The organism is Hyalangium minutum, from assembly GCF_000737315.1.
Classification (GTDB): Bacteria; Myxococcota; Myxococcia; order Myxococcales; family Myxococcaceae; genus Hyalangium; species Hyalangium minutum.
In genome coordinates, this window is record NZ_JMCB01000025.1 from 24,650 (window position 1) to 49,631 (window position 24,982).

The window sequence follows — 24,982 nt, forward strand, 5'->3', positions numbered from 1 at the left end:
GAGGAGGGCAGCCCACCCCCCGGGTTGCTTCGTTCCCTGGTATGGGGTGGTCTACACTGAACCGGGCGATCCCCATGCGTGCCTTCCTCTCCCCTCTCTTGCTCATGCTCGGCTTGGCAGGCCCTGCGCTGGCGCAGGCTCCCTCGGGTCCGTCGGCGGCCAACTCCGCGCCCGATGAGTCCTGGCTGAGCTATCCGGGCCCGGAGGCTCCCGCACCTCCGCCCGAACCCCTACCGCCGCCGCTTCCGGTGCGCACCTCGGGGGGCCGTGTCACCCAGTCCCGGCCACCTCCCGAGCCCCTCAAGCCCAACCGGGTGAGTCTCTACGGAGGGGGTGTCCTGGAGCCGGGCAGGGTGGGAGCGGGGCTCATGCTTGGCTTCCCCCTGGCCTCGGCGCGCGTCTCGGTGGGAGTGCTGCCCCGCCTGGATGCCGGGATCGGCGTGGACAGCCTCTACGGCATCATGAACGAGGTGCGCGGCTACGCGCGCTTCGAGCTGGTGCAGGGCGAGGAGGCGCACCTGGCCGTCTCGGTGGAGGGCGGGCACGCCTTCTTTCTCAGCACGCCGAGCCAGGAGGAGTTCGGGGCGCGCTACTTCACGGGCCGGCGCAACTGGAACGTGGCGCCGGGGCTGGTGGGCTCGCTGCCGCTGGGCGTGAGGACGCGAGGCTTCCTGGACGTGCGCTACCTCCTCGCCTTCGACACCCAGCCGTTCCAGCGCACGCCGCTGGGCGGGCGGCCAGAGGGAGTGCAGGTGTCCGGCAACTTCCTGTTCCGCGCGGGGCTCGAGGTTCCCTTCTCCGAGCGCACCTCGTACATCGTCATGGTCGGAGCCAACATCCAAGGTCGTGAGGAGGACGCTGCCTTCATGCCAGCCGTGGGGGTGGGCGTGGTGACGGGGTTCTGAGGAGATTTCATGCGTAGCAGCGTCATCGGCTCTGGTTCCTTTGGTACGGCCCTGGCCAACTCCCTGGCCGTCAACTGCGAGGAGGTGCGCCTGTGGGGCCGTGACGCGGCGCTCGCCGAGGCCATCAACACCCGCCACGAGAACGCCACCTACCTGCCGGGTATCCCCTTGTCACCGCGGGTGCTCGCCACGCTGAGCCTGGAGGAGGCGCTGGAGGGCTCGGAGTTGGTGGTGCTCGCCACGCCGAGCCACGCCACGCGGGACATCGTCTCCCGTGCGCTGCCGTCCCTGCCGCGCCACGCGCCCCTCCTCACGGTGGCCAAAGGCATCGAGAACGAGTCTCTGCTGACGATGACGGAGCTCTTGGAGGACTGCCTGCCGGAGGAGTTCCACCCGTACATCGCGGTGCTCTCGGGGCCCAGCTTCGCCCGGGAGCTGGCGATGCGCAGCCCCACGGTGGTCACCATCGCCTCGCACTGGGAGAAGGTGGCGGTGCGTTGCCAGAAGGTGCTGCAGACGGAGACGTTCCGTTCGTACACCTCGAATGACGTGGTGGGGGTGCAGTACGGCGGGGCGCTGAAGAACGTCATCGCCATCGCGGCCGGCATCGCGGACGGGCTGGGCATGGGCCACAACGCGCGCGCGGCCATCATCACCCGCGGCCTGGCGGAGATTACGCGCCTGGCGGTGCGCAAGGGCGGCAACCCGCTGACGCTCTCGGGGCTGTCGGGCATGGGAGACCTGGTGCTCACGTGCACCGGTGAGCTGAGCCGCAACCGGCGGGTAGGCATGGAGCTGGGCAAGGGGCGCCAGCTGGCGGACGTGCTCGCGGAGATGAAGCAGGTGGCCGAAGGCGTGAAGACGGCGAAGAGCGCCCGGGACTTGTCGGTGAAGACAGGCGTGGAGCTGCCCATCTGCCAGCAGGTCTACGCCATTGCCTACGAGGGCAAGGGCGCGAAGCAGGCGGTGGTGGAGCTGATGACGCGCCAGCCGAAGTCCGAGCTGAGCGGCCCCTGAGTCTGCGGAACTTCATGCCTCTGCTTCCTCCATCCTCCTCCTCGCGACAGGCTCCCACGTGGACTTTCTCCGTGATGTCGCTCGCGGAGAACTCGCCCATCGCCATCATCGAGTGGGATGCCGAGCTGAAGGTGCGCTTCTGGAACCCTCGGGCGGAGGAGATCTTCGGTTGGACGAAGGAGGAGATGTTCGGCAGGCACCCCTCGGAGAGCCAGCCCTTCGTCCACGAGCAGGACCTGACCCGAGCCCGGGAGGCCGTCCAGCGCCTGCAGGCAGGCAAGGAGCGCTGGAACTTGTGCCGCTGCCGCAACTACCGCAAGGACGGCTCGCTCATCCACTGCGAGTGGTACAACTACACGCTCCGGGATGCCTCGGGGCAACTGCTCTGCATTCTCTCGCAGGTGGTGGATGTCACCGAGCGGGACCAGACGCTGCTCCAACTGGAGGAGAGCGAGCGCCGCTTCAAGGCCACCTTCGAGCTGGCCGCCGTGGGCATCGCGCACGTGAGCGTGGACGGATACATCGTCCGGGCCAACACGCGGCTGAGCGAGATCCTCGGCTACGCGCCCGAAGAGCTGACCCTCATCCGCGCCGATGACATCACCTATGTGGGGGATTTGAAGGAGGACAAGGCGCAGTCCCGGCGGCTGCTCGAGGGCGTCTTCCCGCGGTACATCATCGAGAAGCGCTACGTGCGCAAGACCGGGGAGCGTGTGTGGTGCACCGTCACGGTATCGCTGGTGCGCAAGCCGGATGGCATGCCGGACTACTTCATCAGCGTCATCGAGGACAGCTCCCGGCGGCACCGCGCGGAGATGGAGCGGGATGCGCTGCTGTCGCGCGAGCACCATGCCCGCACCGAGGCGGAGGAGCTGGTCCGCCGCCGCTCCGCGGAGCTGGCCGCCACGCGCAGCGCACTGGTGCAGGCCGAGCGCCTGGCCACCGCGGGCCAGCTGGCAGCTGGCGTGGGCCACGAGATCAACAACCCGCTGGCCTATGTGCTGGCGAACGTGACGTACGCGCTGGAGGAGCTGGGGCGGCTGGACAAGCCCATCCCCGGAGTGGATCTGGAGGAGGTGCGCAAGGCGCTGCTGCAGGCGCAGATGGGCGCCATTCGCATCCGCGACATCGTCCGGGACTTGCGCATCTTCGCCCGGGGGGATCCGGAGGCGATTGGGCCCGTGGACGTCCAGGCGGCGTTGGAGTTCTCCATCGCCATGGCGACGCATCAGATTCGCCAGCGGGCGCAGCTGGTGCGCGAGTACGCGCCTGTGCCCTTCGTCCGGGCGAACGAGTCCCGGCTGGGGCAGGTCTTCCTCAACCTGCTCATCAACGCCGCGCAGGCCATCCCCGACACGGGGACGGCGGAGCACCAGCAGGTGAGGGTCGCCATGCGCCCGGGCGAAGAGGGGTGGGTCGTCGTCGAGGTGAGCGACACGGGCAAAGGCATCGATCCGGAGCACCTGCCGCACATCTTCGAGCCGTTCTTCACCACCAAGCCCATCGGCGTGGGCACGGGGTTGGGGCTGTCGGTGTGCCACGGCATCGTCACGGGGCTGGGGGGCCAGCTCCGGGTGGAGAGCCAGCCGGGCCAGGGGACGACATTCCGGGTGCTGCTGCCCGTGGGAGACCTGGATTCGCCCGTCCGGTCTCCCGCGCCGCTCCTGGCCGAGCTGCCCAAGGTCAAAGCTCCCCGCCGTGTGCTGGTGATCGATGACGATCCCGAGGTCCGCCAGGCGCTTGCGCGCATCATCGGCGCGCCGCACGTGGTGGAGATGGCGGAGACGGCGCACGAGGCCCAGGAGCGCCTGCTGACGCACAGAGAGAGCTACGACGTCATCTTCTGCGACCTGATGATGCCGGAGCTGACTGGCATGGACCTGCACGACGCGCTCGAGACGGTGCGTCCCGAGGTGGTCCGGCGCATGGTGTTCATGTCGGCGGGGGCGTTTACGGCTCGGGCGGCGCGGTTCCTGGAGGATCACGCGTCGCGGCGAATCGAGAAGCCCTTCGACCCGGTGCGCGTCCGCGCGTTCCTGTAGGGGCTAGTAGCGCTGGTCCTTCTTCTCGGGACCGGCGCCGCGCACGCGCCACATCATCATCTGGCTGGAGCTCATATAGGAGTTGACCATGCCCTCCTGCTGCATCTGCTCCAGGAGCTTCACGGTCTTCAGACGATCCAGGCCGATGGCGCGAGCGATCATGTCACCGGGCAGCCCGCTGAGGTTGCGGCGCAGCTCGTTGACGATGGCGCGCTTGAACTCGTTCTTCGTCAGGCCGTCCATGTCCTGGCTCTTCCAGGCCTGGAAGATGCCCACCACCACCAGCAGGAGCGTGAGGCCGGCCAGGGCGGGGTAGACGATGTGGCTGTTCTGCTCGAGCATGTCGAAGTACTTCGGCGCCATCGACGATGCGGGCTTCACGTACTGGGGCGAGTCGTCCCTCCCGGGCATTCCCTCGGGGAGTCCGTCGATTTGCACCAGATGAAGCAGGAGGCTGAGCAGCAGCGTGAGCACGGGGGGACTGTAGAAAAGCTTCGGGGGGCCCCGCAACAGGTGCGCTAGCCTGCCACCCGCGCTATGCCCATCGTCAGCCTGCACACGGATTTTGGAGTCACGGATACGTATGTGGGGCAGATGAAGGCGGCCATCCTGCGGGTGGCACCCACGGCGACCCTGGTGGACTTGACGCACGGCGTCCCTGCCCAGGATGTGCGTGCCGGAGCCTTCCTGCTCTGGACGGCGGTGGAGGCCTTCCCCGCAGGCTCCTTGCACTTGGCCGTAGTGGACCCGGGGGTGGGCTCAAGCCGGCGAGCCGTGGCGGCTCGTTCCCGGCGAGGAGATGTGCTGGTGGGCCCGGACAACGGGCTGCTGGTGCCGGCGCTGGAGCAGCTGGGAGGCCTGGACGTGGCCGTCGAGCTGACCGAGCCAGCGTACTGGGGCCCGCTGCGCTCGCGCACCTTCCATGGAAGGGATCTCTTTGCTCCGGTGGTGGGGCATCTGGCGTCGGGCGTGCCCATCGAGCGGATGGGGGCTCGCCTGGAGCGGCTGGAGGCGCCGTTCCAGCTGTCTCCCCCCACGCAAGAGGACGGATGCGTGGTGGGGGAGGTGGTGCACGTGGACACCTACGGCAACCTGATCACCAACCTCCCGAGCGCCTTATTGCCCCCGAGGTTCCGGGTGAGGGTGGGGCTCACCGTGGTGAAAGGCGCGCCCCATCCGCACTACCAGGCGGTGCATCCGGGAGAGCTGCTGGCATTGGTGGGGAGCGCGGGGTTGCTGGAGCTCTCCGCCCGGGATGGCAGCGCGGCCTCCGTGCTCGGCGCCGAGCGCGGAGAGCGCGTGCACATCGAACCCGAGTGAAGCTCGGGCTGTTCACGGAAAGTCTGGGGGGTTACAGCGCGCCGAGGGCCTCGGAGGCACCCTCGGCGAACAGCGTGGTGTCCGCCTTGGCCAGGAGGGACGTGAGTCCCTCTCGTGTCTGGGCGCTGATGGCCACGCCGCCGCGCGAACGCAGCAGGGCCTCCACGTCCTCGGCCGGCAGCAGGTCCGCCTTGTTCCAGACCATGAGGCGCGGCTTGTCCATCAGCCCCAGCGAGCCGAGGATGCCCTCCACGGCCTCCACCTGCTCGTCGCGCGCCAGGTCCGCCGCATCCACCACGTGCAGCAGCAGGCTCGCATCGGCCAGCTCCTCCAGCGTGGCGCGGAACGCGGCCACCAGGTCCTTGGGCAAATCGCGGATGAAACCCACCGTGTCGGTGATGATGACCTCGCGCTCCTGCGGGAAGCGCAGGCGGCGGCTGGTGGGGTCCAGCGTGGCGAACAGCTTGTTCTCCGCCAGCACCTCGGCGTTGGTGATGGCGTTGAGCAGCGTGGACTTGCCCGCGTTCGTGTAGCCCACGATGGAGATGACGGGCAGCTCGCGCCGGTTGCGCTGGGCCCGCCGCACGCTGCGCTCGCGCGAGATGGTGTCGATGCGCTTCTCCAGGTGGGTAATGCGCTCGCGCACCCGGCGGCGATCGATCTCGAGCTTCGTCTCACCGGGGCCGCGCCCGCCGATGCCACCGGCGAGCCGGCTGAGCGAGTCATCACTCTGCACCAGCCGCGGCAGCCGGTACTTCAGCTGGGCCAGCTCCACCTGGAGCTTGCCCTCGGCGCTCTGCGCGCGCTGCGCGAAGATGTCGAGGATGAGCTGCGTGCGGTCCAGCACCTTGAGGCTGGTGGCCTCGGCGATGTGCCGGCCCTGCGAGGGCGTCAGGTCCTTGTCGAAGATGATCAGGTCCACCATGGACTGCATGGAGCGCAGGTTCAGGTCCTCGAGCTTGCCGCGGCCGATGAGGTAGCGCGGATCCGCCTCGCGGCGCATCTGCAGCACGCTGTCGATGACCTCTACGCCCGCCGTGCGCGCCAGCTCCTTGAGTTCCGCGAGACTGGCCTCGGCATGGCCGCGGTTGCCATCCAGGCACACCGCCACGAGGATGGCCTTCTCCCGCCCTCCCACCGCACGCGCGGCGGCCTTGCGGTTGAGCTCCTCTTCCAGCGCGTCCATCGTATCGATCAGGTCCGGCTGGCCCGTGTGGACGCTGGGCAGCGTGGAGACGCGCCAGAACTCGTTCGCGCCGTTCTCCGGCACCAGGTGCGCGTAGTGCAGCACCCCGGGAAGACCCTCGCGGCCCACGCCCACGGCGGCCACCATGTCCAGGCGCAGCAGCGCGAGGTCCGTCAGGTCGTCCTTCGTCAGCGGCTCGCTCTTGAGGTGCGTGTGCACCAGGCGGAGGCCACGCAGACGGACCTGGCCCGCACGGGCGCGGCCGATGTCCGGCAGCTCCAGCTTGTGAGCATTGCCCACCACCACGTACTCGATGTCGCCCTTGCGGTTGATGAGGACGCCGATCTGGCGGTGGGTCTCGCTCGACAGCTCGGTGAGGTGGCGGGCGAGCTCCGGCGAGACGATCTCGTGGGGGTCTACTCGGCGGCGGTAGGTGTTGCGCAGGCGCTGCTGCTCGCTCGACTTGAGGCCCAGGGTGTTGCCGTAGATTTCCTTCAAACTTTCCTTCTCCCGCGCGGTTCCGGCCCGCGTCCAAAGCCGTCCCCCCCACTTTAAGGACTTACCGGGCCGGATTCACGGCTCCAGGGTCCGGAAAAAGGGGACTGGTGTGAACACCCGAGCGGCGCGTCTACTTCCAGCCTAATCTGCGCGCCGTGAGCACTTCGGGACGAGAGGCTGTGCGCGCCGCCCGGCGCGTGGTGGTGAAGATTGGGACGAATGCGCTGACGAACGCCACGGGGCGCTTCAACCGCGCCCACTTCGAGGCGTTGAGCGAGGACCTGCTCTGGGCCGCCCAGGGCCGCGAGCTGGTGGTGGTGTCCAGCGGAGCCATTGCCCTGGGGGTGGAGCGGCTCGGGTTGCCTGCGCGTCCCAAGGATATTCCCGGCAAGCAGGCCTGCGCGGCGGTGGGCCAGAGCCGCCTGATGCAGGCGTACGAGGAGGCCTTTGGTCGCGCGGACAAGCGCGTGGCGCAGATTCTCCTGACCCACGAGGACGTGCAGGACCGGCGACGCTACCTCAATGTGAAGCATGCCCTCGAGAAGCTGCTCGAGGCGGGCGTGGTCCCCATCATCAACGAGAACGACACCGTCTCCGTGGACGAGCTGAAGTTCGGCGACAATGACACGCTGGCCAGCCTCGTGACGGGCGTCATCGAGGCAGAGCTGCTCGTGGTGCTCTCCGACGTGGAGGGCCTCTACACGGCAGACCCGCGCAAGGATCCTCAGGCGAAGCTGCTGACGCAGGTGGACGCGGTGACGCCCGAGCTGCTGGCCCTCGCTGGAGGCAGTGGCAGCACGGTGGGCACGGGCGGCATGGCCACGAAGATTCGCGCCGCGGCCCGCGTGGCCGAGCGTGGCATCCGCTGCATCATCACCTCGGGCGCGGTACCTGGGCGTCTGCGTGCGGCGCTCCAGGGGGAGCCCACGGGCACGCTCTTCGAGGCCTCCGAGAACCGCCGCAGCGCGCGCATGGCCTGGATCGCCCACGCCCTGCGTCCCAAGGGCAAGCTCGTCGTGGATGTGGGAGCTCGCGAGGCCATCGTCGGCGGTAAGCGGAGCCTGCTGCCCTCGGGCGTGAAGCAGGTGGAGGGAGACTTCGGCCGAGGTGACCCGGTGGACCTGGTGGACGAGCAGGGCACCGCCTTCGCCCGGGGGCTGAGCGCCTACGAGAACAGCGAGCTCCGCAAGATCGCCGGCAAGAAGAGCTCCGACATCGAAGCCATCCTCGGCTACCGGTACATCGACGAGGCCGTGCACCGTGACGACTTGGCGGTGCTCTAGCCGCCTGAAGTGACGAATTGGCAGGGAGCAGGGGAGCGCTCAGGCGCCCGCTCGAGTCCCAGGAGTGGGAAGAGCCGTCCCAGAACTGGGACGTCAGATGGGCCGGGGACCGCCGCCGGTGGCGCTGTCGTCCGCCAGGTCCATGAGCGCGCGGAACTCGGGCGAGTCCACCTTCATCAGCAGGAGGGAGACCTCCAGCTCACCCGGGAACTTGCCCAGTTGCAGTTTGCGCTGCTGACCGTGGAGCAATGCCAGCTCCGAGTGGCCTCGGAGCTCCGGCAGCGTCAGCTCCAGCGAGAGGTGGTACAGGCCGCCCTCGACGATGGGCGTGAGCACCAGCTGGTAGTCCGGCTGCGGAGCGCCTGGCTTGCGGCGCTCGGCCCGGAGCGTCCGGCCCGTCTCACCCAGCAGCTTGGGCTGGGCGACCAGCCGGCCCTCGCGCCGCACCTCCAGCGCGAGGTACAGCGGCTCGGCCTCGGCGGTGGCCGGTACGAGGGAAGTGGTGAGGCCCACCAACGCCAGCCCCAAGAGCATGCTTCTGAGAAGGGAGGTGCGGTTCACGGTGAGTCCTCGCCAAAGCAACCTTCGCGCCATGTCGGCCCGGTCCTATTCCCGACACCCTACCCCCGCAGGCGGTTCCGATTGCTTTTTGTAAGGAATAACCCAGATGGAAGGCGAGAGCGAGACCCCCGGGCTCCTCTGTCTGGTTGCTAAATGTGGGTTTGGCGAGCACTTTGCTTTACCTGCTTGCGCGTTCAGTCAGGTGTGGATATCCGATCCAGACCCACCTGCCATGCACCCGCCGTCCAACCGCCCGATGCCCATGCCCGCCTTGACCATGCGTACCCGGATTCGCCATCGTCGCCGACCTCCTGACATGGAACGTACGGAACGCCTCCTGGATTTGGTTGCCCTGCTGCTCGACGCCCGCGAGCCCATCTCGTGGGCGGAGCTGCGTGAGCACTTCCCCTCCGACTACGGAGGCATCTCGGACGATGCCGCTGAGCGCAAGTTCGAGCGCGACAAGGCGGAGCTGCTCGAGCTGGGCCTGCCGCTCACCTATATCCAGGGCGACGACGACCGGAAGGACGGCTACATCGTCGACCGGAGCGCGTACTACCTGCCGGAGGCGAACCTCACCAAGGAGGAGCTCGCGGTGCTCTACGCCGCAGGTAGCGCCGCGCTGGCCTCGGGAGCCTTCCCAGGACGTGATGACCTGGCGCACGCGCTGCGCAAGATTGGCTTCTTTGCCGGAGATGCGCTGCCTTCACCTCGCGTGCGCATGGAGGTGGGCTCGGCGCAGAGCGATCCGGAGCTGTCCGCCCGCCTGGAGCAGCTCTGGGAGGCATGTGCCACGCACAAGTGGGTGCAGATCGCCTATGGCTCGCCCAAGCGCGCGGAGGTGACGGACCGCAAGGTGGACCCGTACGGCCTGGCGCTGCGCCGGGGCGTGTGGACGCTCGTGGGCTACTGCCACCTGCGCCAGGGCCTGCGCTCCTTCCACGTGCACCGCATCCGCGAGCTGAAGGTGAACACCGCCCGCCCGCGCACGCCGGACTTCGAGGTGCCCGCGAACTTCTCGCTGGACTCCTATGTGGCGTACTACCCGTGGCAGCACCGCTTCCACGAGCCCATGGAGGTGACGCTGCTGCTGCGAGGAGACGCGGCCCAGCGCGCCGCCAGCCTCTTCCCGGGTGCCACGGTGGAGCCGGCCGAGGACCGCGTCCGGGCCCGCCTGAGTGTGACGTACCTGGAGGGCCTGCTGCGCTTCTGCCTGGCGCTGGGGCCCGAGTGCCGCGTGGAGTCCCCCGAGCCCGCTGTCGCCCGTGTCCGGGAGATGGGCGCGCGCATCCTCGAGCGCCACGCGGTGGCCGAGGAGAGGAAGGTGAGCGCATGAGTACCGTTCATGAGCGGCTCCGCCGCCTGCTGTTCCTCGTGCCCTACGTCTCCAAGCACCCCGGCGTGTCGGTGGATGATCTGGCCAAGGCCCTCAACGTGAAGCGCGAGGACCTGCTGGAGGAGCTGGATCTGCTCACCTGCGTGGGCCGTCCGCCGTTCAACCCGGACGACTACGTGGACATCTACGTGGACAATGATCGCGTCTACGTGGACCTGGATCAGCGCCTGTCCCGCCCTCCGCGCTTGACCGCGGGTGAGGCCGCCGCCCTGGCCGCCGCCGCCGAGCTGTTGCGCCCGGCCGCCGGAGACGCGCTCCAGAGCGCTCTGCAGAAGCTGGAGAAGATCCTCCCGGCCGGCGCCCGCGAGCGCTATCGGGAGATGTACCGGAAGATCGACGCGTCCACGGATGCCCCGCAGTCGCTGGGGCCGCTCACGCGCGCCATCCTGGAGCGGCGCGAGGTGACGTTCGACTACGCCAGCCCGGGCCGTCCCTCCGAGCCTCGGCAGGTGCGCCCGTACGAGCTGCTCAGCCACCGCGGGCAGTGGTACCTCCAGGGCTTCTGCCACACCCGGCAGGACGCGCGGCTGTTCCGCCTGGACCGCATGGAGAACCTGTCGCTGACGGACACCACCTTCCAGCCGCCGGAGAACGCGCGCGCCGCGGTGCCCAACCCTGCTCGCACGGATGCGGGTGTCCGGGTGCGCTTCTCCAAGCTGGTGGCGCCGTACGTTACGGAGCGCTTCGGCTCGGACGCCCGGCCGCTGGCCGACGGGGGAGTCGAGGTCCGCGTCGTGAGCGATTCGGAGCGCTGGCTGACGCAGTGGGTCCTGTCCTTCGGAGGGGAGGCGGAGGTGGTGGAACCGGCCTCCGCGCGCGCAGCCGTTGCCCGAGCCGCCCAAGCCTCGCTAGGATTCTAAGAAATCCATGGGCTTCCAGCTGAAGATTGCCGAGGGCAAGGACGCGGGTAAGGAGTTCGAGTTCGATCAGGAGTCCGTCCTGATCGGCCGGACTCCCGAATGCGACGTTGTGCTCTACGACGCCGGCGTGTCGCGCAAGCACTGCCGCATCTTCAACGAGGGCAGCGACTTCCTCATCGAGGACATGGGCAGCTCCAACGGCACCAAGGTGAACGGAGCGGCCATCACCCGGAAGCAGGCGCTGGCCACCGGGGACAAGCTGACGCTGGGGCCGGTGGTCTTCGTCTTCGAGGCCATGCTGGATCAGGCCGAGGAGCCCAGCACGGACGCGGGCGTCGACCTGCCCCCTGCGGAGCCCGGCACGGATGCGAACAGCACGCGCATCGTCTCCGTGGACAAGGTGAAGCCGCGCGCCAAGAACAAGGGCGAGGCATTCAAGCCCGAGGGCGCGGAGGCCGAGCCGGAGAACCTGGACAAGATCCAGCGCTCCGCCACGCGTGCTCTGCCCGCGGTGCGGCCGAACCGCCCGGCCACTGGTAACGTTCCGCGGACCTCTGGCTCTTCGGCCGCGGTGCCTCGGGCCTCTGGTCCGTCAGGCTCCATCGAGCGTGTGAGTGGAGCCTCGCCCGTGCCTCGCCGGTCCGGTGGCAGCGGCGCGGTGGCGCGTGCGGCACCCAAGGAGGGCGCGCTGTCCGCCGCCGAGAAGGCCCGCATCAAGCGCGAGTCTCCGGGTCCCCTCGCGGCGGCGAAGCTCTTCTGGCTTCAGGCCAGCACCAATGTGCGCCGCGGCATCCTGGGAGGAGTCGGGGTGCTGGCGCTCGCTCTGGTGGCGACCGCGTACTACTACGTGATCAGCCAGGACATCGGCCTGGGCGGCCCACGCCGCGGGCCCGAGCCCATGGAGTTGAGCAACAAGGCCATCCCGGACGTGTTCGGTTTGGGCGAGGGCGTCGACTACCCCAAAGCGGACCTGAAGAACTTCACCTGGGAGTACACCGCCGCGACGCGCGCGGTGGTCATTCTCCACTTCCAGGCGCAGGGCATCTCCCAGGGCGAGGTGGTGGTGACGGTGAACGGCGTGGACGTGGGCCAGGTGCCCGCGGACACACTGGCCAGCCGCGACCGCTCGCTGGAGATCATGATCCCGCCCAACCTGCTCAAGAAGGGCGAGACCAACCGCATCGTCTTCGACAACACGAAGAACCCGCCGGGCGAGGACGAGTGGCGCATCTGGAACGTGCGCGTGGAGAAGGCGCTGCTGCCGGATCTGCCGCCGGATGAGCTGGTGGCGAAGGCCAAGGAGGCCTACTCGCGCGGCCGGCTGAACTTCGAGCGCATGGACGTGGGCGCGCGCAACCGCTACGAGGCGTGGAAGTCCTTCCGCGAGGCGTGGCTGCTGCTGGAGGCCCACCCCGAGCCCAAGCCGGACCTCTACTTCGAGGCCAAGGACCGAATGAAGGACGCGCAGCAGGAGATGGACAAGACGTGCGCCAAGCTGCTGCTGGAGACGGAGGGCTACTACAACCAGCGCAACTTCAAGAACGCCCGGGACACGCTGGATCACATCCGCGAGTACTTCCCGGAGTATGATCAGCCCTGCGCCACGCACGCCGAGAACAAGCGCGCGGAGTACGGCTTCTAGCCTTCCGTCTGGTCGTGGACATTGCAGTGCCGCAGGTAAGGCGAGCGCGCCTGCCAGTGGGTTGCCGCGCCGCTGGAGCATCCTCACCCTACCCTTGCCATGTACGAGCAGGGGGTGGGAAGCGAGCGGGTGGGGTTGGCGCGGATCGACGATCGTCCGGCGCGAGTGGAGTCCAACGTGCGGGCGGGGCAGGGGCGGAGTCCATGCCCGCTCCCCCAGCATGAGGTCGTCTGGAGCCCGTCGGTTCCCAACCGGCTGCTGGCGCGCTTCTATCTGCCGCGCAGCCACTCGGTGCTCCAGGGGAACTCCTGCCAGCTGTTGAGGGATGGCGTGGAGGCGTACCCGGCCATGATCGAGGCCATTCGGAGCGCCCGGCGCTACGTCCGCCTCGAGACGTACATGTTCATCACCGACGCGGTGGGCGAGCTGTTCGGCCAGGCGCTGGCCGAAGCGGCCGAGCGGGGCGTCCACGTGAAGGTGCTCTATGACGCGATGGGCTCATGGACGAGCCGCCGCGGCGTCTTCGAATCGCTGCGCCAGCGCGGGGTGGACATCCGCCCCTTCAAGCCCCTGAGCCTGAGCCGGGGGCTGCGCTACCTGATGCGGCGGGACCACCGGAAGATCCTCGTGGTGGATGGGAAGGTGGCCTTCGTGGGCGGGGTGAACATCTCCGCGCACTGGGCACCACCGGAGGGGCAGGGCGGGGGCTGGCGCGACGACGTGCTGCGCATCGAGGGGCCAGCGGTGCATGAAATCGAGCGCCGCTTCCTGGCCACCTGGCGCATGGCCTTCCAGGAAGGCTTGGAGCGCGTCCGCTACCGGATGCAGGGGCTGCGGCACCTGCGGCGGCCGGGGCCTCCCAAGGGCAACGTGTGCCTGACGGTGCTCTCCAGCCGGCGCAGCATCCACCGGGCGTACCTGCACGCCATCTCCCGGGCGCGGCGGAGCGTGCTGATCGCCGCGGCGTACTTCGTGCCGGATCGGCGCATGGTGGCGGTGCTGCGCGAGGCGGCCCAGCGCGGCGTGGAGGTGAGCCTGCTGCTCAACGGCCGCAGCGATCACCCCTTCCTGGAGCACTGCACGCGAGCCTTCTACGAGAAGCTGCTCAGCGCGGGCGTCCGCATCTTCGAGTGGCAGCGCGGGGTGCTGCACGCGAAGACGGCGGTGGTGGACGGCGTGTGGGGCACGCTGGGCTCGTTCAACCTGGAGCGCATGAGCCTGGCCTTCAACCACGAGGTGAACGCCGTCTTCGCCGATCCTCAGCTGGGGCGCACGGTGGAGGAGTCGTTCCGCAACGACTGTGGCACCTGCCGCGAGGTGAGCCTGGAGGAGTTCCGCCGCCGGCCGTTCTGGCAGAAGGTCGTCGAGCGCGTGCTCTACTTCTTCCGGAAGATCCTCTAACCTCGCGGAGGGCTGGAAAGTCCCACGATATCAGAGGCTTGGGGCCCGAAAAGGGCCTTGTCCGGCCTTTGACCGAGTGCGTAGGAACTCTTTGCAAGCCGCCCTGTGCAGGCTTACAAGACCGCCGACTTCGGACGGGAAGGACGGCGAACGCACATGACGGACAGTTTCGGCACGAAGAGCCAGCTGAAGGTGGGCTCTGCGACCTACGACTTCTACAGCCTGGCCAAGCTGGCCAAGGCCAACGCGGCGGTGAACCGCCTGCCGCTCTCGCTCAAGGTGCTGCTGGAGAACCTGCTGCGCCATGAGGACGGCCGCGTGGTGAAGCGCGAGCACGTGGAGAAGATGCTGGCCTGGGACCCGAAGGCCACCCCGGACACGGAGATCTCCTTCCACCCGGCGCGCGTGCTGCTGCAGGACTTCACCGGCGTGCCCGCGGTGGTGGACTTGGCTGCCATGCGCGAGGCGCTGGCCTCCATGGGCGGCGACCCGGCGAAGATCAACCCGCGCAACCCGGCGGACCTCGTCATTGACCACTCGGTGCAGGTGGACACGTTCGCCACCACGGCGGCCTACAAGGAGAACGCCGAGCTCGAGTTCGACCGCAACCGCGAGCGCTACGCCTTCCTGCGCTGGGGCCAGACGGCGTTCAAGGGCTTCCGCGTGGTTCCGCCGGACATCGGCATCTGCCACCAGGTGAACCTGGAGTACCTGGCGCAGGTGACGTTCCGCAACGGCAATGTGGTCTGCCCGGACACGCTGGTGGGGACCGACAGCCACACGACGATGATCAACGGCATCGGCGTGGTGGGCTGGGGCGTAGGCGGCATCGAGGCCGAGGCGGCGCTGCTGGGCCAGCCCATCACGATGCTGATTCCGCAGGTGGTGGGCTTCAAGCTGACGGGCAAGCTGCCTGCGGGCGCCACGGCGACGGACCTGGTGCTCACCGTGACGCAGATGCTTCGCAAGAAGGGCGTGGTGGGCAAGTTCGTGGAGTTCTACGGCAGCGGGCTCAAGAGCCTGTCGCTGCCGGACCGCGCCACCATCGCCAACATGGCGCCCGAGTACGGCGCCACCATCGGCTTCTTCCCGGTGGATGAGGAGAGCCTGGCCTACCTGCGCTTCACCGGCCGTCCCGACGACGTGGTGGCGCTCACCGAGGCGTACTGCAAGGAGCAGGGCCTGTTCCTCGTGGACGGCGCGCCGGAGCCGGTGTTCAGCGACACGCTGGAACTGGACCTGGCCACGGTGGTGCCGAGCCTGGCGGGCCCGAAGCGCCCGCAAGACCGCGTGCCCCTGAAGGAGATGAAGGGCGCGTACGACAAGTCGCTGGTGGAGATGCTGGCGGCGGGCAAGAGCAAGGGCGAGGACGACGAGGGCGGAGGCAAGGCGAAGGCCCCCGCGGCTCCGGTGCCTCCCGAGCGCCTGCAGCAGACGGTGACGGTGTCCCAGGGCAGCCAGAGCTACAAGGTGGGCCACGGCGCGGTGGTCATCGCGGCCATTACCTCGTGCACCAACACGTCGAACCCGGCGGTGCTCATCGGCGCGGGCATTCTGGCGAAGAAGGCGGTGGAGCGCGGGCTGGCGACGAAGCCCTGGGTGAAGACGAGCCTGGCTCCGGGCAGCCGCGTGGTGACCGAGTACCTCAAGGAAGCGGGCCTGCTGCCGTACCTGGAGGGCGTGGGCTTCCACGTGGTGGGCTACGGGTGCACCACGTGCATTGGCAACTCGGGTCCGCTGCCGGATCCGGTGGCCAACGCGGTGACCGAGGGAGACCTCGTGGTGGCGGCGGTGCTGTCGGGCAACCGCAACTTCGAGGGCCGCATCAACCCGCACGTGCGCATGAACTACCTGGCCTCGCCTCCGCTGGTGGTGGCGTACGCGCTGGCGGGGGATGTGAACCGCAACCTGGACACGGATCCGGTGGGCCATGACCGCAACGGCAAGCCGGTGTACCTGAAGGACATCTGGCCGACGAACGAGGAAATCCAGGAACTCATCCGCACGGCGGTGAAGCCGGATCAGTTCCGTAGCCAGTACTCACACGCGATGGAGGGCGACGCGCTCTGGCAGCAGCTGCAGGTGACCAAGGGCAACACCTTCCAGTGGGATGCGAAGTCCACCTACGTGCGCAAGCCGCCGTTCTTCGAGAACCTGCCGAAGGAGCCAGCGGCGCTCAAGGACATCAACGGGGCGCGGGTGCTGGCGGTGCTCGGGGACTCGGTGACGACGGACCACATCTCGCCCGCGGGCAACATCGCGAAGAGCAGCCCGGCGGCGAAGTACCTGATGGCCGAGGGCGTGGAGCCCAAGGACTTCAACTCGTACGGCGCGCGGCGCGGCAACCACGAGGTGATGGTGCGCGGCACGTTCGCGAACATCCGGCTGAAGAACCTGCTGGTGCCGGGGGTGGAGGGCGGCGTCACGGTGCACATTCCCTCGCGCGAGCGGATGAGCATCTACGACGCGTCCATGAAGTACCAGCAGGAGGGCACGCCGCTGGTGGTGCTGGCAGGGGCCGAGTACGGCACGGGCTCCAGCCGTGACTGGGCGGCGAAGGGCACGCAGCTGTTGGGCGTGAAGGCGGTGATTGCGAAGAGCTTCGAGCGCATCCACCGTTCGAACCTGGTGGGCATGGGCGTGCTGCCGCTGCAGTTCGAGGCGGGCCAGGACGCGCAGTCGCTGGGGCTGACGGGCCACGAGACGTTCACCATCACGGGCATCGCGGAGGGGCTGGCGCCGCAGAAGACGCTGACGGTGAAGGCGCAGGGCGAGAACGGCACCAAGGAGTTCAAGGCGCTGTGCCGCATCGACACGCCGAACGAGCTCGACTACTACCGCCACGGCGGCATCCTGCAGTTCGTGCTGCGCCAGCTGGCCAAGGCGTAGCGCGAAGCATCATCTGAGTCACAGCTGGCCCGGTGTTCCCTCGAGGATCACCGGGCCGTTGTGTTTCTGGAGCTACCTGCGGAAGGGGCGCGAGCCGCGGTGGTCTTCCCACCACTGCTGCCACTGATCGATGGCGGCGCGTTGACGGCGGATGGGCCAGTCAGGCTCGAAGCCAATGGCCTGCTGGGAGTGGATGCGGAGTTCCTGAGCGGCGCGCTCGCGGACGTCGAAGGGGCTGTGAGGGTCGGCAAGCTCCTCGACACAGATGCCGAGGGTCAGCGGCTTGCCGCGCCGGAAGCGCTTGGCGCCAGAGAAGCGGGGAGCGTGACCGTCCCACCATTGCGTCCAGGTGATGGCGTCCGTAGAGGGGAGACGGATCACGCGGCCAGGCTCCGGTCCATCCGCGCCTTCCTCCAGGGCTCGGGCGGTCACGTAGAGGTTGGCGCCTGTCATGAGGTTGAGCGCGGTGCCAGCCGCCAGCCGGACTTCGAGCGCATCCGAGGCGAGGTGCTCGATGAGGAAGGGGACGGAGGAGGGGACCCCCAGGATGCCGAGCGCCGCGATGGCTCGGGGGGCCAGCTTCGGGTGGGCGCAGAGCTTCTGAAGGAGGGGGAGGTCCCCCTCTTCCCCCGCCATGGCGAGTAAGCGGGGGAACCCGCCGGGCAGGTCGCCACCGGCTTGGCAGGCCTGGCGGCAGTGCTTCAGCGCACGGGGAGAGCCCAGGCAGAGGGCTGCGAAAGCCAGAGATTCCCACTCCGAGACAGGAACGAACTGGAGCAGGTTCTCAATGGTTGTGACTGCGGGCCGGTAGCCGAGCCGGGCCAGCGCCATGACCGCGGCACTGCGCACCTCCAGCGAGGCATCCTCAAGCAGGGGGAGAAGCCGCTCGGCAGTGCCTTCATTGCGGCGCCCCAGGATGCGGGCTGCGGTGGCGCGCACCTCGGAGCGCGGGGAGGCGAGCAGACCGGCCACGCGCTCAGCAATTCGAGGATGCTCGGAGAGCACGAGTACCTCCTCCCAAACATGGAGCAAGTCCGCGGCAGTCTCTTCCACCGTGTCTAGCGCCTCGCTCAGTCCATCGGTTCCGTCCTTCTGCTGGAAGGAAATGATGGCGTAAGCTCCCGCAGTGACCTGGGACTCGTCGCCACCCGCCATGGCTTCCCGCGCTAGCTCAAGAGCAAGAGTGCCTCCCACACGCATTGCATCGACATGTGCTTCAATCCGGTCATCTAGATCGCCGAGCTTGGTCCAGGGGGAGTCGGGGGCATGCGCACATCGCTTTCGTTGGCCAAGCAGAAACTCAATCTCGGAGAGATGCTCCTCATGAAATGCGAGGAGGAACTTCGCGAGTCCTGGGTGCTGTGAAAGAGAGGGAAGTGCTTTCATGTCAGGTGAGTTGATGACACATGCGAGCTTTGTACGCACTCCCCTCAACCTTCTGCGAAGGCTTCGGGATCAACGGGAGCACTCACCATGACAGGGGAGGTTGTCCTAGGGCTAGGCCTTTGTACCCCCGTGGGAATATCGGCGCAGATGTCGCTCGCATCCATGCGGGCAGGGATCTTACGCTTCGTGGAAACAGAGGTGGAAGACGGCTTCGACGAACCCGTACGGGCCTCGCGACTTGAGCTCTTGGAGACGTCTCTGACACGTACCGAGCGAATGATCCTCCTTGGGCGAGAGGCACTCGCGGAGGTGAGGCATCTGTTCGCGGGAGCACAGGCGAAGCCAATTCCTCTGTATCTGGGAATACCGGAGCCTGGGATAGGCGCAGCGGTAGAGCGAGAACCCCTGCTGGCCGCGTTGCAGGAGGTGGCAGGGGAGCAAGTCAGGTTCATGGAAGTACAAGAAGGAGGTCGTGCTGCATTCTTCGAGGCGTTGGTTGCTGCACGGGAAGACCTGCGGTCAGGTAGGGCCGGCCATGTGGCGCTGGTGGGGGCAGTGGATTCGCTATGCGATAGAGTTTCGCTGAACGCACTAGCGGAGGCGAGAGTGCATCTCGGGCCTGAAAATCCGGATGGCCGGATCCCAGGTGAGGCAGCCGGATTTGTCGTTGTCGCCCGTCCGGGCGGTCCAAAAGCGGTGAGTCGTCAAGCGTTGGGAGTGGTTTTAGGCGCCGAACTGGCGATGGAACCCCTGCCCTTCAGCTGTCAGGGGCCAAGCCAAGCGGACGGACTGACTAGGTTATTCCGGAACTTGAGCCGAGACCCGGTAGCAGGAGCACGACGCATGGACGCAGTCCTGGCCTGTCAACCCGGAGAGTCATTCTGGTCCACGGAGTTTTCGAGAGCTTACCTTCGAAACGCGGCATGGATGCCTGAGCCGCTGCGATGGAGGTCTGCAGGAGAGTTCCTTGGCGATGCGGGAGCAGGGGCGGGTCCTGTCATGTTAGGCGCAGCACTCTCTTGGGCAACTCGACAGGCTGAGCAGTCGCGGACTGTGGTCTATGGGTGCTCAGATGGAGGACGGGTGGGCGCCTGTGTCGTAGAGACGTTCTCAGCGGGATGAAGAGGAGGATCCATGGCAGACGTTTTCGCCAACGGCCGTTCCATTCTCCACAAGGGGGATGGCAACACTCACGTCTCGGCACCACCCGATGTTTGCAAAGTGCCGACACCCGGAGGACCTGTTCCTACTCCCTTCGTGAACTCAGCTCAGGATTCGATGCTCGACAAGGGCAGCCAAACGACGACCATCGAGGGGCACCCGATTGCGCTGGCGGATTCTGAGCTCAGTGTCAGCTCCGGGGACGAACCTGGGACGGCTGGAGGCCTCGTGTCCTCCAAGTTCAAGGGGAAGATGGCTTGGAGCGCCGTCAGCACGGACGTCAAGGTCGAAGGCAAGGGAGTAGCGCGGTTCTTGGATCCCACCCTGCACAACGGCAATACCTTCAACATCTGTTTCATCTCCCGGGGAGGAACCGGGCTGGCGTATGGCGACGATGCGAAGTGCCCAGCATGCGGGCAGGCTGGACGGAAGCATCGAGTACTCGAGACGCCTCTGGCCAAAGGGGCTGTCGGAGCCATCTTCCTGGAGCTCGACAAGCGCCTCAAAGAACAGAAACCTTTGATCGAACAACACCGCAAGTTGCGAGCAAAGCGCAAGGCGCTGACAGTCAAGTCAGAGAGAGAAGCCAACGCGGCGTCGTTGTCTCTAAAGCCAAAAGAAATGCAAAAGCAGCAGTTGATGCTGCTTCGTGAGCAAGCCATCGCGCAGAAGTTGATCGCGAAGCTCCAAGAGATTGGTCCTCAGATTCATAAGATTGACGGTGAACTCAAGCCTGAGTACGACAAGATAAAGGAGATGAGGCGTAGGTATAAAGCTGAGATAGATAAGATCAGCCAAGAGATGAATAGGATCAACGAGGAGATTGACCAGAAAAACCCGGTGCTGGACCTCAATGATCAGGAAGGCACATTCGTCGATGGCTACATGGTAGGGGCCTGCATCTGTAAGTGCGTCGGCAAGGAGCCGAAGATGCTTGCTGCTCGTTCTGGAGCTTCCAATGCGGCGTTCAAGACAGCGGCGTCCGCTGCGGGCTTCGAACCGGTTGCGGGTTTTAGAATGAGCAGCAACCAGCAGGCGCACATCCAGATGGTGGGGCGTGCCAAATGGGAATGTGCCGCTCCCCAACTACTCTCCTCAGGACGGGCGGGCGGGCACAATGTGAAGACCATGTCAGAGCGCCTCTATGCGCCGGAGGCACGTCCATCTCCTTCTGTGAGGTACAAACGAACGGATACGAAGGGCACGAGGAAGAGAGAGGAGCAGTTCAGCCACGGAGACTCAGTCCCTTCCTGTAAAGAATGCCAGAAACTTATTCCGGAAATGCTTTGCTACAACCGACAGGAATGCTCTTGAGTCATGAATAAATTGTTGATGCTCCTCCAGCGCTATGTGCCTGACTATCAAAATCTGATTGAAGGAGTTCATGGGTGGGCATTGGAGGAGTTGGAGGAGGTCTTGGGACGGCCTCTTCCCGGCTTCTATCGGACCTTTGCCACCTTCATGGGCAAGAGGGCAGGGCCCCTTCTTGAACATGTGCATGGTTATGATCCGCTCGAAGTGATGGACTTCTATCAGTTGACCCCTGCGTCATACCTGCCGCCAAAGCGGTTTCTATACGTCTTTGGGGATTCTTCGACGGATGCCCAGCACTACTGGCTGGATTTGGAGGCCCCATCTGAAGACGAGGATTGCCAAGTGGTGAGGATCCCCTTGGGCAAGGAGGCTTGGAAGACCCGGCTCTCCCAAGCCTATGTCAGTCTCCAGGAAATGCTTTTCGTGTGGGCAATGAGGTATGTGGGGCTTCCGACCTTTGAATATGACGCAGAATATCTGCTCGACATGGCCCCACCCGACAGTGAGCAAGAGGTGGAGGGGCTGGCTCATGTCTTTGTGAAGCTTGGTTTTGCTCGACTCTCCTATCCTCGGAGATGCATGCTTTTCGAGCGGGACGATGCTGGTATTGAATTGTATCGGCATCCCTCTGCTTCTGGGCTTTCTTTCCGGGTAGGCATGCAGGGACGGGAGGAGTTCCGGCGCTTTCAGGCCATCGTCGAAGACATAAAAGGAATAAAGGCAGTGTAGACGGCCCGGCAGGTCCTCTATGTGCTGGCGGTCTACAGACTTGAGCTCAAAGTGAACCTTCCCAGGGTTCTAGCTCCCGGACGAGGCTGTACTCGTGCTGGGCCAGCTCTCGGTGGGCGGGAACTGCCGCGCGCCAGATCAGCGTCAGGGTTCGAGCCTCAGGCTCGAGCAGCACGGCGTCCAAGGCCAACTCCCTGCGGTCCACCCGATGGCGGAACACGGTCTTGGCCAACAATCGATAGCGTGGGAGGGGAAAAGCAAGCTGCCCATCCGGCGAGAAGCCCGAGAGCACCACCGGCTCTCCTCCCTTCAACCCAGGAGATGCGATGAGTCCTGGTGAAGCTGCATGAAAGAAGTGGGGATCAAAGTCACGAGGCCACAGCGGGGCTCGTTGCTCCACCCAGGCCTCGTCATACGTTCCTGCCAGCTGGAGGCGGGGTTGCCAGCTCCGGGCGATAGGGCCAAAGCCTGCAGGCGCTACGCGATCCGTGGGACTCGAGATCTGCTGGAGGGGATCCTCCAGGTTCGGTAGGGGCTGCTCGACCGCCTCCTTTACAGAGCCATACAGGCCCATTCCCACAGGGTTTCTTGGCTCGTATGCGAGAGGCTCCTTGCCCGTGGCTGCGGCTACTCCGCCGAAGCTGCGCTCGTAGCGCAGCGGCATGGACTCGAACGGCCTGGGCGCCGAGGCCTTCAGCCCCAATGCGCCCCGGTACCACACCCGTGTCCCGAAGACGCGGACCCCCTTCTGGCATGCCCCTACCTTCACGGCCGCCAGCAATTCCGGCACCGGCTTGCCTCCAGGCGCCCATGCATGACCCGAGACGTAGATGTCCGTTCCTGGCCGGATATAGGCCGTCTGTCCCTCGTAGCGCAGGCTCGAGGCACCAGGCTCGCCCCAGTAGACGTCCTCCATCACGGGCGGGCGTTGCTCCTCGCTCGGCTTGGGCGGATTTTGAGAGGGCCGGCCTGCGGGAGGTAACTCGAACCGGCCAGCAACGCAGATGAGCAGCAGCTCCTCGCCCTCCTTGTTCATCGAGGGCAGGTCCACAGCCTTGAAGCGGGTGAGGTTCTCGAGGTTCGGCATAGGGACTGCGTGTCACCGCCACAGCTTTCAGTTCTCGGAGATCTTCGAGGCCTTCAGCACCATGTCCCCAGAGGCGGTGACTTCGATCTTCCCGCCCTTGATGACCACCTTGCCGTCCTTCTTCACCTGGATGGTCGCGCTGCCCACCTGGAGCGTGAACGAGTCCTCTGCCGCCAGCACCAGCTCCTTGCCCTGGATGGCGTAGCTCTCCTTGGCCAGCACCTGGTACTTGCCCCCCACGTTGAGCAGGTGGTCCTGATCCACCTTCAGGTTGCGCTTCTTCTTCACCGTCTCCGATGCGTCCCCGCCCACGCTCAATGTGCGGTTGCCCTTCACCGTTTCGGACTTCTTGGCGCCCACCAGCTCCACCTTCGCCCCGCCCACCTGCTCGGACTTCAGCCCGCCCACCAGCTCGTTCATCGCCCCGCCCACCGTCACCGCGTAGGCCCCGCCGATGTTCACCGCCTTGGCCAGGCCGATGTTCTCCGCCGAGGCCAGCGCCACCGACACGCTCTGCGCCCCGCCCACCGTGACGGACTGGTTGCCCCCCACCGATTCCGTGTGGTTGCCCCCCACCGTCGTAGAGCGGTTCTTCGTCACGTCCAGGGTCTGGTTGCCCCCAATCACTGAGGAGTCGTCCTTCGTCACCTTCAAGGATTGGTTGCCGTGCACTTCGCGGCTCCGGTCCTTCTCCACCAGCAGCTTCTCGTTGCCCCCCACCTGCTGGGACTTGTCGTTCTCCACGACGATGTTGAAGTCCTTTTGCGCGTGGAAGAACACCTCCTCCGAGCCCGCCGCGTCCTCGAAGCGCAGCTCGTTGAAGCCTCCTCCTCCCGGGCTCGAGTTCGAGCGCAGCGTGCTCTTCGTCTTCTCTCCCGGCAGATCCAGTGGCGGCGGATGGTGGCCGTTGTACACGCTCCCGGTCACCAGCGGCCGATCCGGATCTCCCTCCAGGAACTCCACCACCACCTCCTGGCCGATGCGCGGCAGGTACAGCGCACCCCAGCCCGGCCCCGCCCACGCCTGGCTCACTCGGATCCAGCACGAGCTTTTGTCGTCTCCCTTGCCCTCCCGGTCCCAGTGGAACTGCACCTTGATGCGGCCGTGCTCGTCCGTGTGGATCTCTTCTCCCGCTGGACCCACCACCACCGCCGTCTGCGGGCCCGGCAGCCAGGGCCTCTGTGTCTTCCGCTCCGGCCGAAAGGGCACTGTCTTGCGCAGGCAGGTGAAGTGATTGCGGTACGGCTCGTGCCCGTCTCCCGCGTGGCGCACTTGCGTGCCTGGCAGCACCTCCGGCTGCGAACCCCGATGCGCCACCGAGAGCACCAGGTATTCGCCGTCGTATGCCCCGGTCGGGTGCTCGGCCAGCTCGAACGTGTAGCCCGGGGTCAGCCGTCGGCTGGCGCTCGAGCCTGCCGCCGTCTCCGCCTTGGCTCGTAGTTCCTCCAGACGGATCTTCGAGTAGCTGCGCCCGGCTCCCACGTCCTCATAGCGGCCCGGGTAGTCGTACACCTCCAAGGCCGCGTCGGCACCATCCGCCGAGGCGTCCGCGCTCAGGTCGCTGCTGGGCCGCAGGAAGTTGTAGTCCCGCAGCACCACCGCGCCGGGCTGCACCTCCAGCCGGGAGGCGAACTCGTTCACCGCCTCGGCGCCCGCCACCATGAGCCCCTTCTCGCGGAACACCAGGCGTGACTCGCCGATGAGCGGCTCGTGCACGGAGGGCGCGTCTCCCAGCACCAGCGTGTGGGCACCTTGCTCGTGCTCGAAGAAGTAGAAGATGCCCTCCTCCTCGAGCAGCCGGGAGATGAAGTCCAGGTTGGACTCGCGGTACTGCACGCAGTACTCGCGCTTGGGGTAGCTCCCGGACAGTGCCAGCCGGTGCTCCACGCCCGCCTCGCCCAAGAGCTTCTTCACGATGTCCGGCGTGGTCATCTCCTGGAAGATGCGACTGCGGCGCACGTGGCGCTGCGTCCACAGCCGTGGCACCACGCGCACCCGGCACCGCTTGCGCTCCGGGCCGCTGCCCTCGTCCCAGCACCGCACGTGGCCGATGAGTCCGTGGATGAAGCGCGCCGAGCCGTCTCCCAGCTGGATCGTCAGCAGCGCGTCCTGTCCGAGCAGGTCCGCCCCGTTCACCACGATGTCCGGCCCCGGCACCAGGTCGATCTCCGCTTGGTAGGGTGCCGACAGCGTCTCCTCCACCGTGAAGCCCAGCACGGCCAGCTCCCCGGCCGGGTGGGGACCACATTCGAACTCGAACTCCGCCTGGTTCGCCGCCAGCGGCGCAGTGGCAATCGCCATGGTG

General features: G+C 66.7%; 18 protein-coding genes. 12 read left to right on the top strand and 6 right to left on the bottom strand.

Going from position 1 to position 24,982, the window contains the following annotated elements:
* The first annotated feature begins 74 nt into the window (after window positions 1-74).
* The 3 genes from DB31_RS40185 (at window position 75) to DB31_RS45715 (ending at window position 3,964) form a co-directional block, all read left to right on the top strand.
* Window positions 75-905 (top strand): hypothetical protein, encoded by an 831-nt coding sequence (locus tag DB31_RS40185; RefSeq protein ID WP_044198395.1) that lies wholly within the window; start codon window positions 75-77, stop codon window positions 903-905.
* A 9-nt stretch (window positions 906-914) separates the two neighbouring features.
* Entirely contained in the window at window positions 915-1,922 is a 1,008-nt protein-coding gene (locus DB31_RS40190; RefSeq protein WP_044198397.1) for an NAD(P)H-dependent glycerol-3-phosphate dehydrogenase, read from the top strand.
* 74 nt (window positions 1,923-1,996) lie between these two features.
* A complete protein-coding gene (locus DB31_RS45715; RefSeq protein WP_052420627.1) occupies window positions 1,997-3,964 on the top strand; it encodes a hybrid sensor histidine kinase/response regulator in 1,968 nt (655 codons plus the stop codon).
* Between the two features lie 3 nt (window positions 3,965-3,967).
* Here the strand turns inward: DB31_RS45715 and DB31_RS40200 are convergent, their stop codons facing one another.
* Complete coding sequence (locus DB31_RS40200) at window positions 3,968-4,438, bottom strand: hypothetical protein (protein ID WP_044198399.1); 471 nt, start codon at window positions 4,436-4,438, stop codon at window positions 3,968-3,970.
* A 63-nt stretch (window positions 4,439-4,501) separates the two neighbouring features.
* On the opposite strand from DB31_RS40200, the gene DB31_RS40205 reads away from it, so the two are divergent.
* Window positions 4,502-5,284, top strand: coding sequence for an SAM hydrolase/SAM-dependent halogenase family protein (locus DB31_RS40205; protein WP_044198400.1), 783 nt, complete (start codon window positions 4,502-4,504; stop codon window positions 5,282-5,284).
* A 31-nt stretch (window positions 5,285-5,315) separates the two neighbouring features.
* Here DB31_RS40205 and hflX read toward each other — a convergent pair whose 3' ends face one another.
* Window positions 5,316-6,968 (bottom strand): GTPase HflX, encoded by a 1,653-nt coding sequence (hflX, locus tag DB31_RS40210; RefSeq protein WP_044198402.1) that lies wholly within the window; start codon window positions 6,966-6,968, stop codon window positions 5,316-5,318.
* 155 nt (window positions 6,969-7,123) lie between these two features.
* On the opposite strand from hflX, the gene proB reads away from it, so the two are divergent.
* On the top strand, window positions 7,124-8,251 hold the full coding sequence (gene proB, locus DB31_RS40215) for a glutamate 5-kinase (RefSeq protein WP_420806746.1): 1,128 nt from the start codon (window positions 7,124-7,126) through the stop codon (window positions 8,249-8,251).
* Window positions 8,252-8,344: 93 nt separating this feature from the next.
* On the opposite strand, the gene DB31_RS40220 is transcribed toward proB, so the two are convergent.
* Window positions 8,345-8,812, bottom strand: a complete 468-nt coding sequence (locus DB31_RS40220; protein ID WP_205628651.1) for a hypothetical protein — start codon at window positions 8,810-8,812, stop codon at window positions 8,345-8,347.
* Between the two features lie 316 nt (window positions 8,813-9,128).
* Between DB31_RS40220 and DB31_RS40225 the strand changes: the two genes are divergently transcribed.
* The 5 genes from DB31_RS40225 to acnA all read left to right on the top strand — a co-directional run bounded on the left by DB31_RS40225 (window position 9,129) and on the right by acnA (window position 17,000).
* Window positions 9,129-10,148 (top strand): helix-turn-helix transcriptional regulator, encoded by a 1,020-nt coding sequence (locus DB31_RS40225; protein WP_044198408.1) that lies wholly within the window; start codon window positions 9,129-9,131, stop codon window positions 10,146-10,148.
* A complete protein-coding gene (locus tag DB31_RS40230) occupies window positions 10,145-11,068 on the top strand; it encodes a WYL domain-containing transcriptional regulator (protein WP_044198410.1) in 924 nt (307 codons plus the stop codon). Before DB31_RS40225 ends, DB31_RS40230 begins: the two co-directional genes overlap by 4 nt.
* A gap of 7 nt (window positions 11,069-11,075) precedes the next feature.
* The gene (locus DB31_RS40235; protein ID WP_044198411.1) at window positions 11,076-12,710 is read left to right on the top strand and encodes an FHA domain-containing protein; all 1,635 of its coding nucleotides are present in this window, start codon (window positions 11,076-11,078) and stop codon (window positions 12,708-12,710) included.
* A gap of 99 nt (window positions 12,711-12,809) precedes the next feature.
* Window positions 12,810-14,111, top strand: coding sequence for a phospholipase D-like domain-containing protein (locus tag DB31_RS40240; protein WP_075306469.1), 1,302 nt, complete (start codon window positions 12,810-12,812; stop codon window positions 14,109-14,111).
* A 156-nt stretch (window positions 14,112-14,267) separates the two neighbouring features.
* Window positions 14,268-17,000 (top strand): aconitate hydratase AcnA, encoded by a 2,733-nt coding sequence (gene acnA, locus DB31_RS40245; protein WP_044198413.1) that lies wholly within the window; start codon window positions 14,268-14,270, stop codon window positions 16,998-17,000.
* Between the two features lie 72 nt (window positions 17,001-17,072).
* On the opposite strand, the gene DB31_RS40250 is transcribed toward acnA, so the two are convergent.
* Window positions 17,073-18,155, bottom strand: coding sequence for a HEAT repeat domain-containing protein (locus DB31_RS40250; protein ID WP_044198415.1), 1,083 nt, complete (start codon window positions 18,153-18,155; stop codon window positions 17,073-17,075).
* A 1,365-nt stretch (window positions 18,156-19,520) separates the two neighbouring features.
* Here DB31_RS40250 and DB31_RS46135 point away from each other — a divergent pair.
* Both DB31_RS46135 and DB31_RS48335 read left to right on the top strand, forming a co-directional pair.
* Entirely contained in the window at window positions 19,521-20,861 is a 1,341-nt protein-coding gene (locus DB31_RS46135; RefSeq protein ID WP_044198419.1) for a DUF4150 domain-containing protein, read from the top strand.
* A 3-nt stretch (window positions 20,862-20,864) separates the two neighbouring features.
* Window positions 20,865-21,590, top strand: a complete 726-nt coding sequence (locus DB31_RS48335) for a hypothetical protein (protein WP_052420628.1) — start codon at window positions 20,865-20,867, stop codon at window positions 21,588-21,590.
* Between the two features lie 46 nt (window positions 21,591-21,636).
* Here the strand turns inward: DB31_RS48335 and DB31_RS40270 are convergent, their stop codons facing one another.
* Window positions 21,637-22,677, bottom strand: a complete 1,041-nt coding sequence (locus tag DB31_RS40270) for a DUF2169 family type VI secretion system accessory protein (RefSeq protein WP_044198421.1) — start codon at window positions 22,675-22,677, stop codon at window positions 21,637-21,639.
* Window positions 22,678-22,704: 27 nt separating this feature from the next.
* Window positions 22,705-24,978 (bottom strand): type VI secretion system Vgr family protein, encoded by a 2,274-nt coding sequence (locus DB31_RS40275; protein WP_044198422.1) that lies wholly within the window; start codon window positions 24,976-24,978, stop codon window positions 22,705-22,707.
* Window positions 24,979-24,982 lie beyond the last annotated feature (4 nt).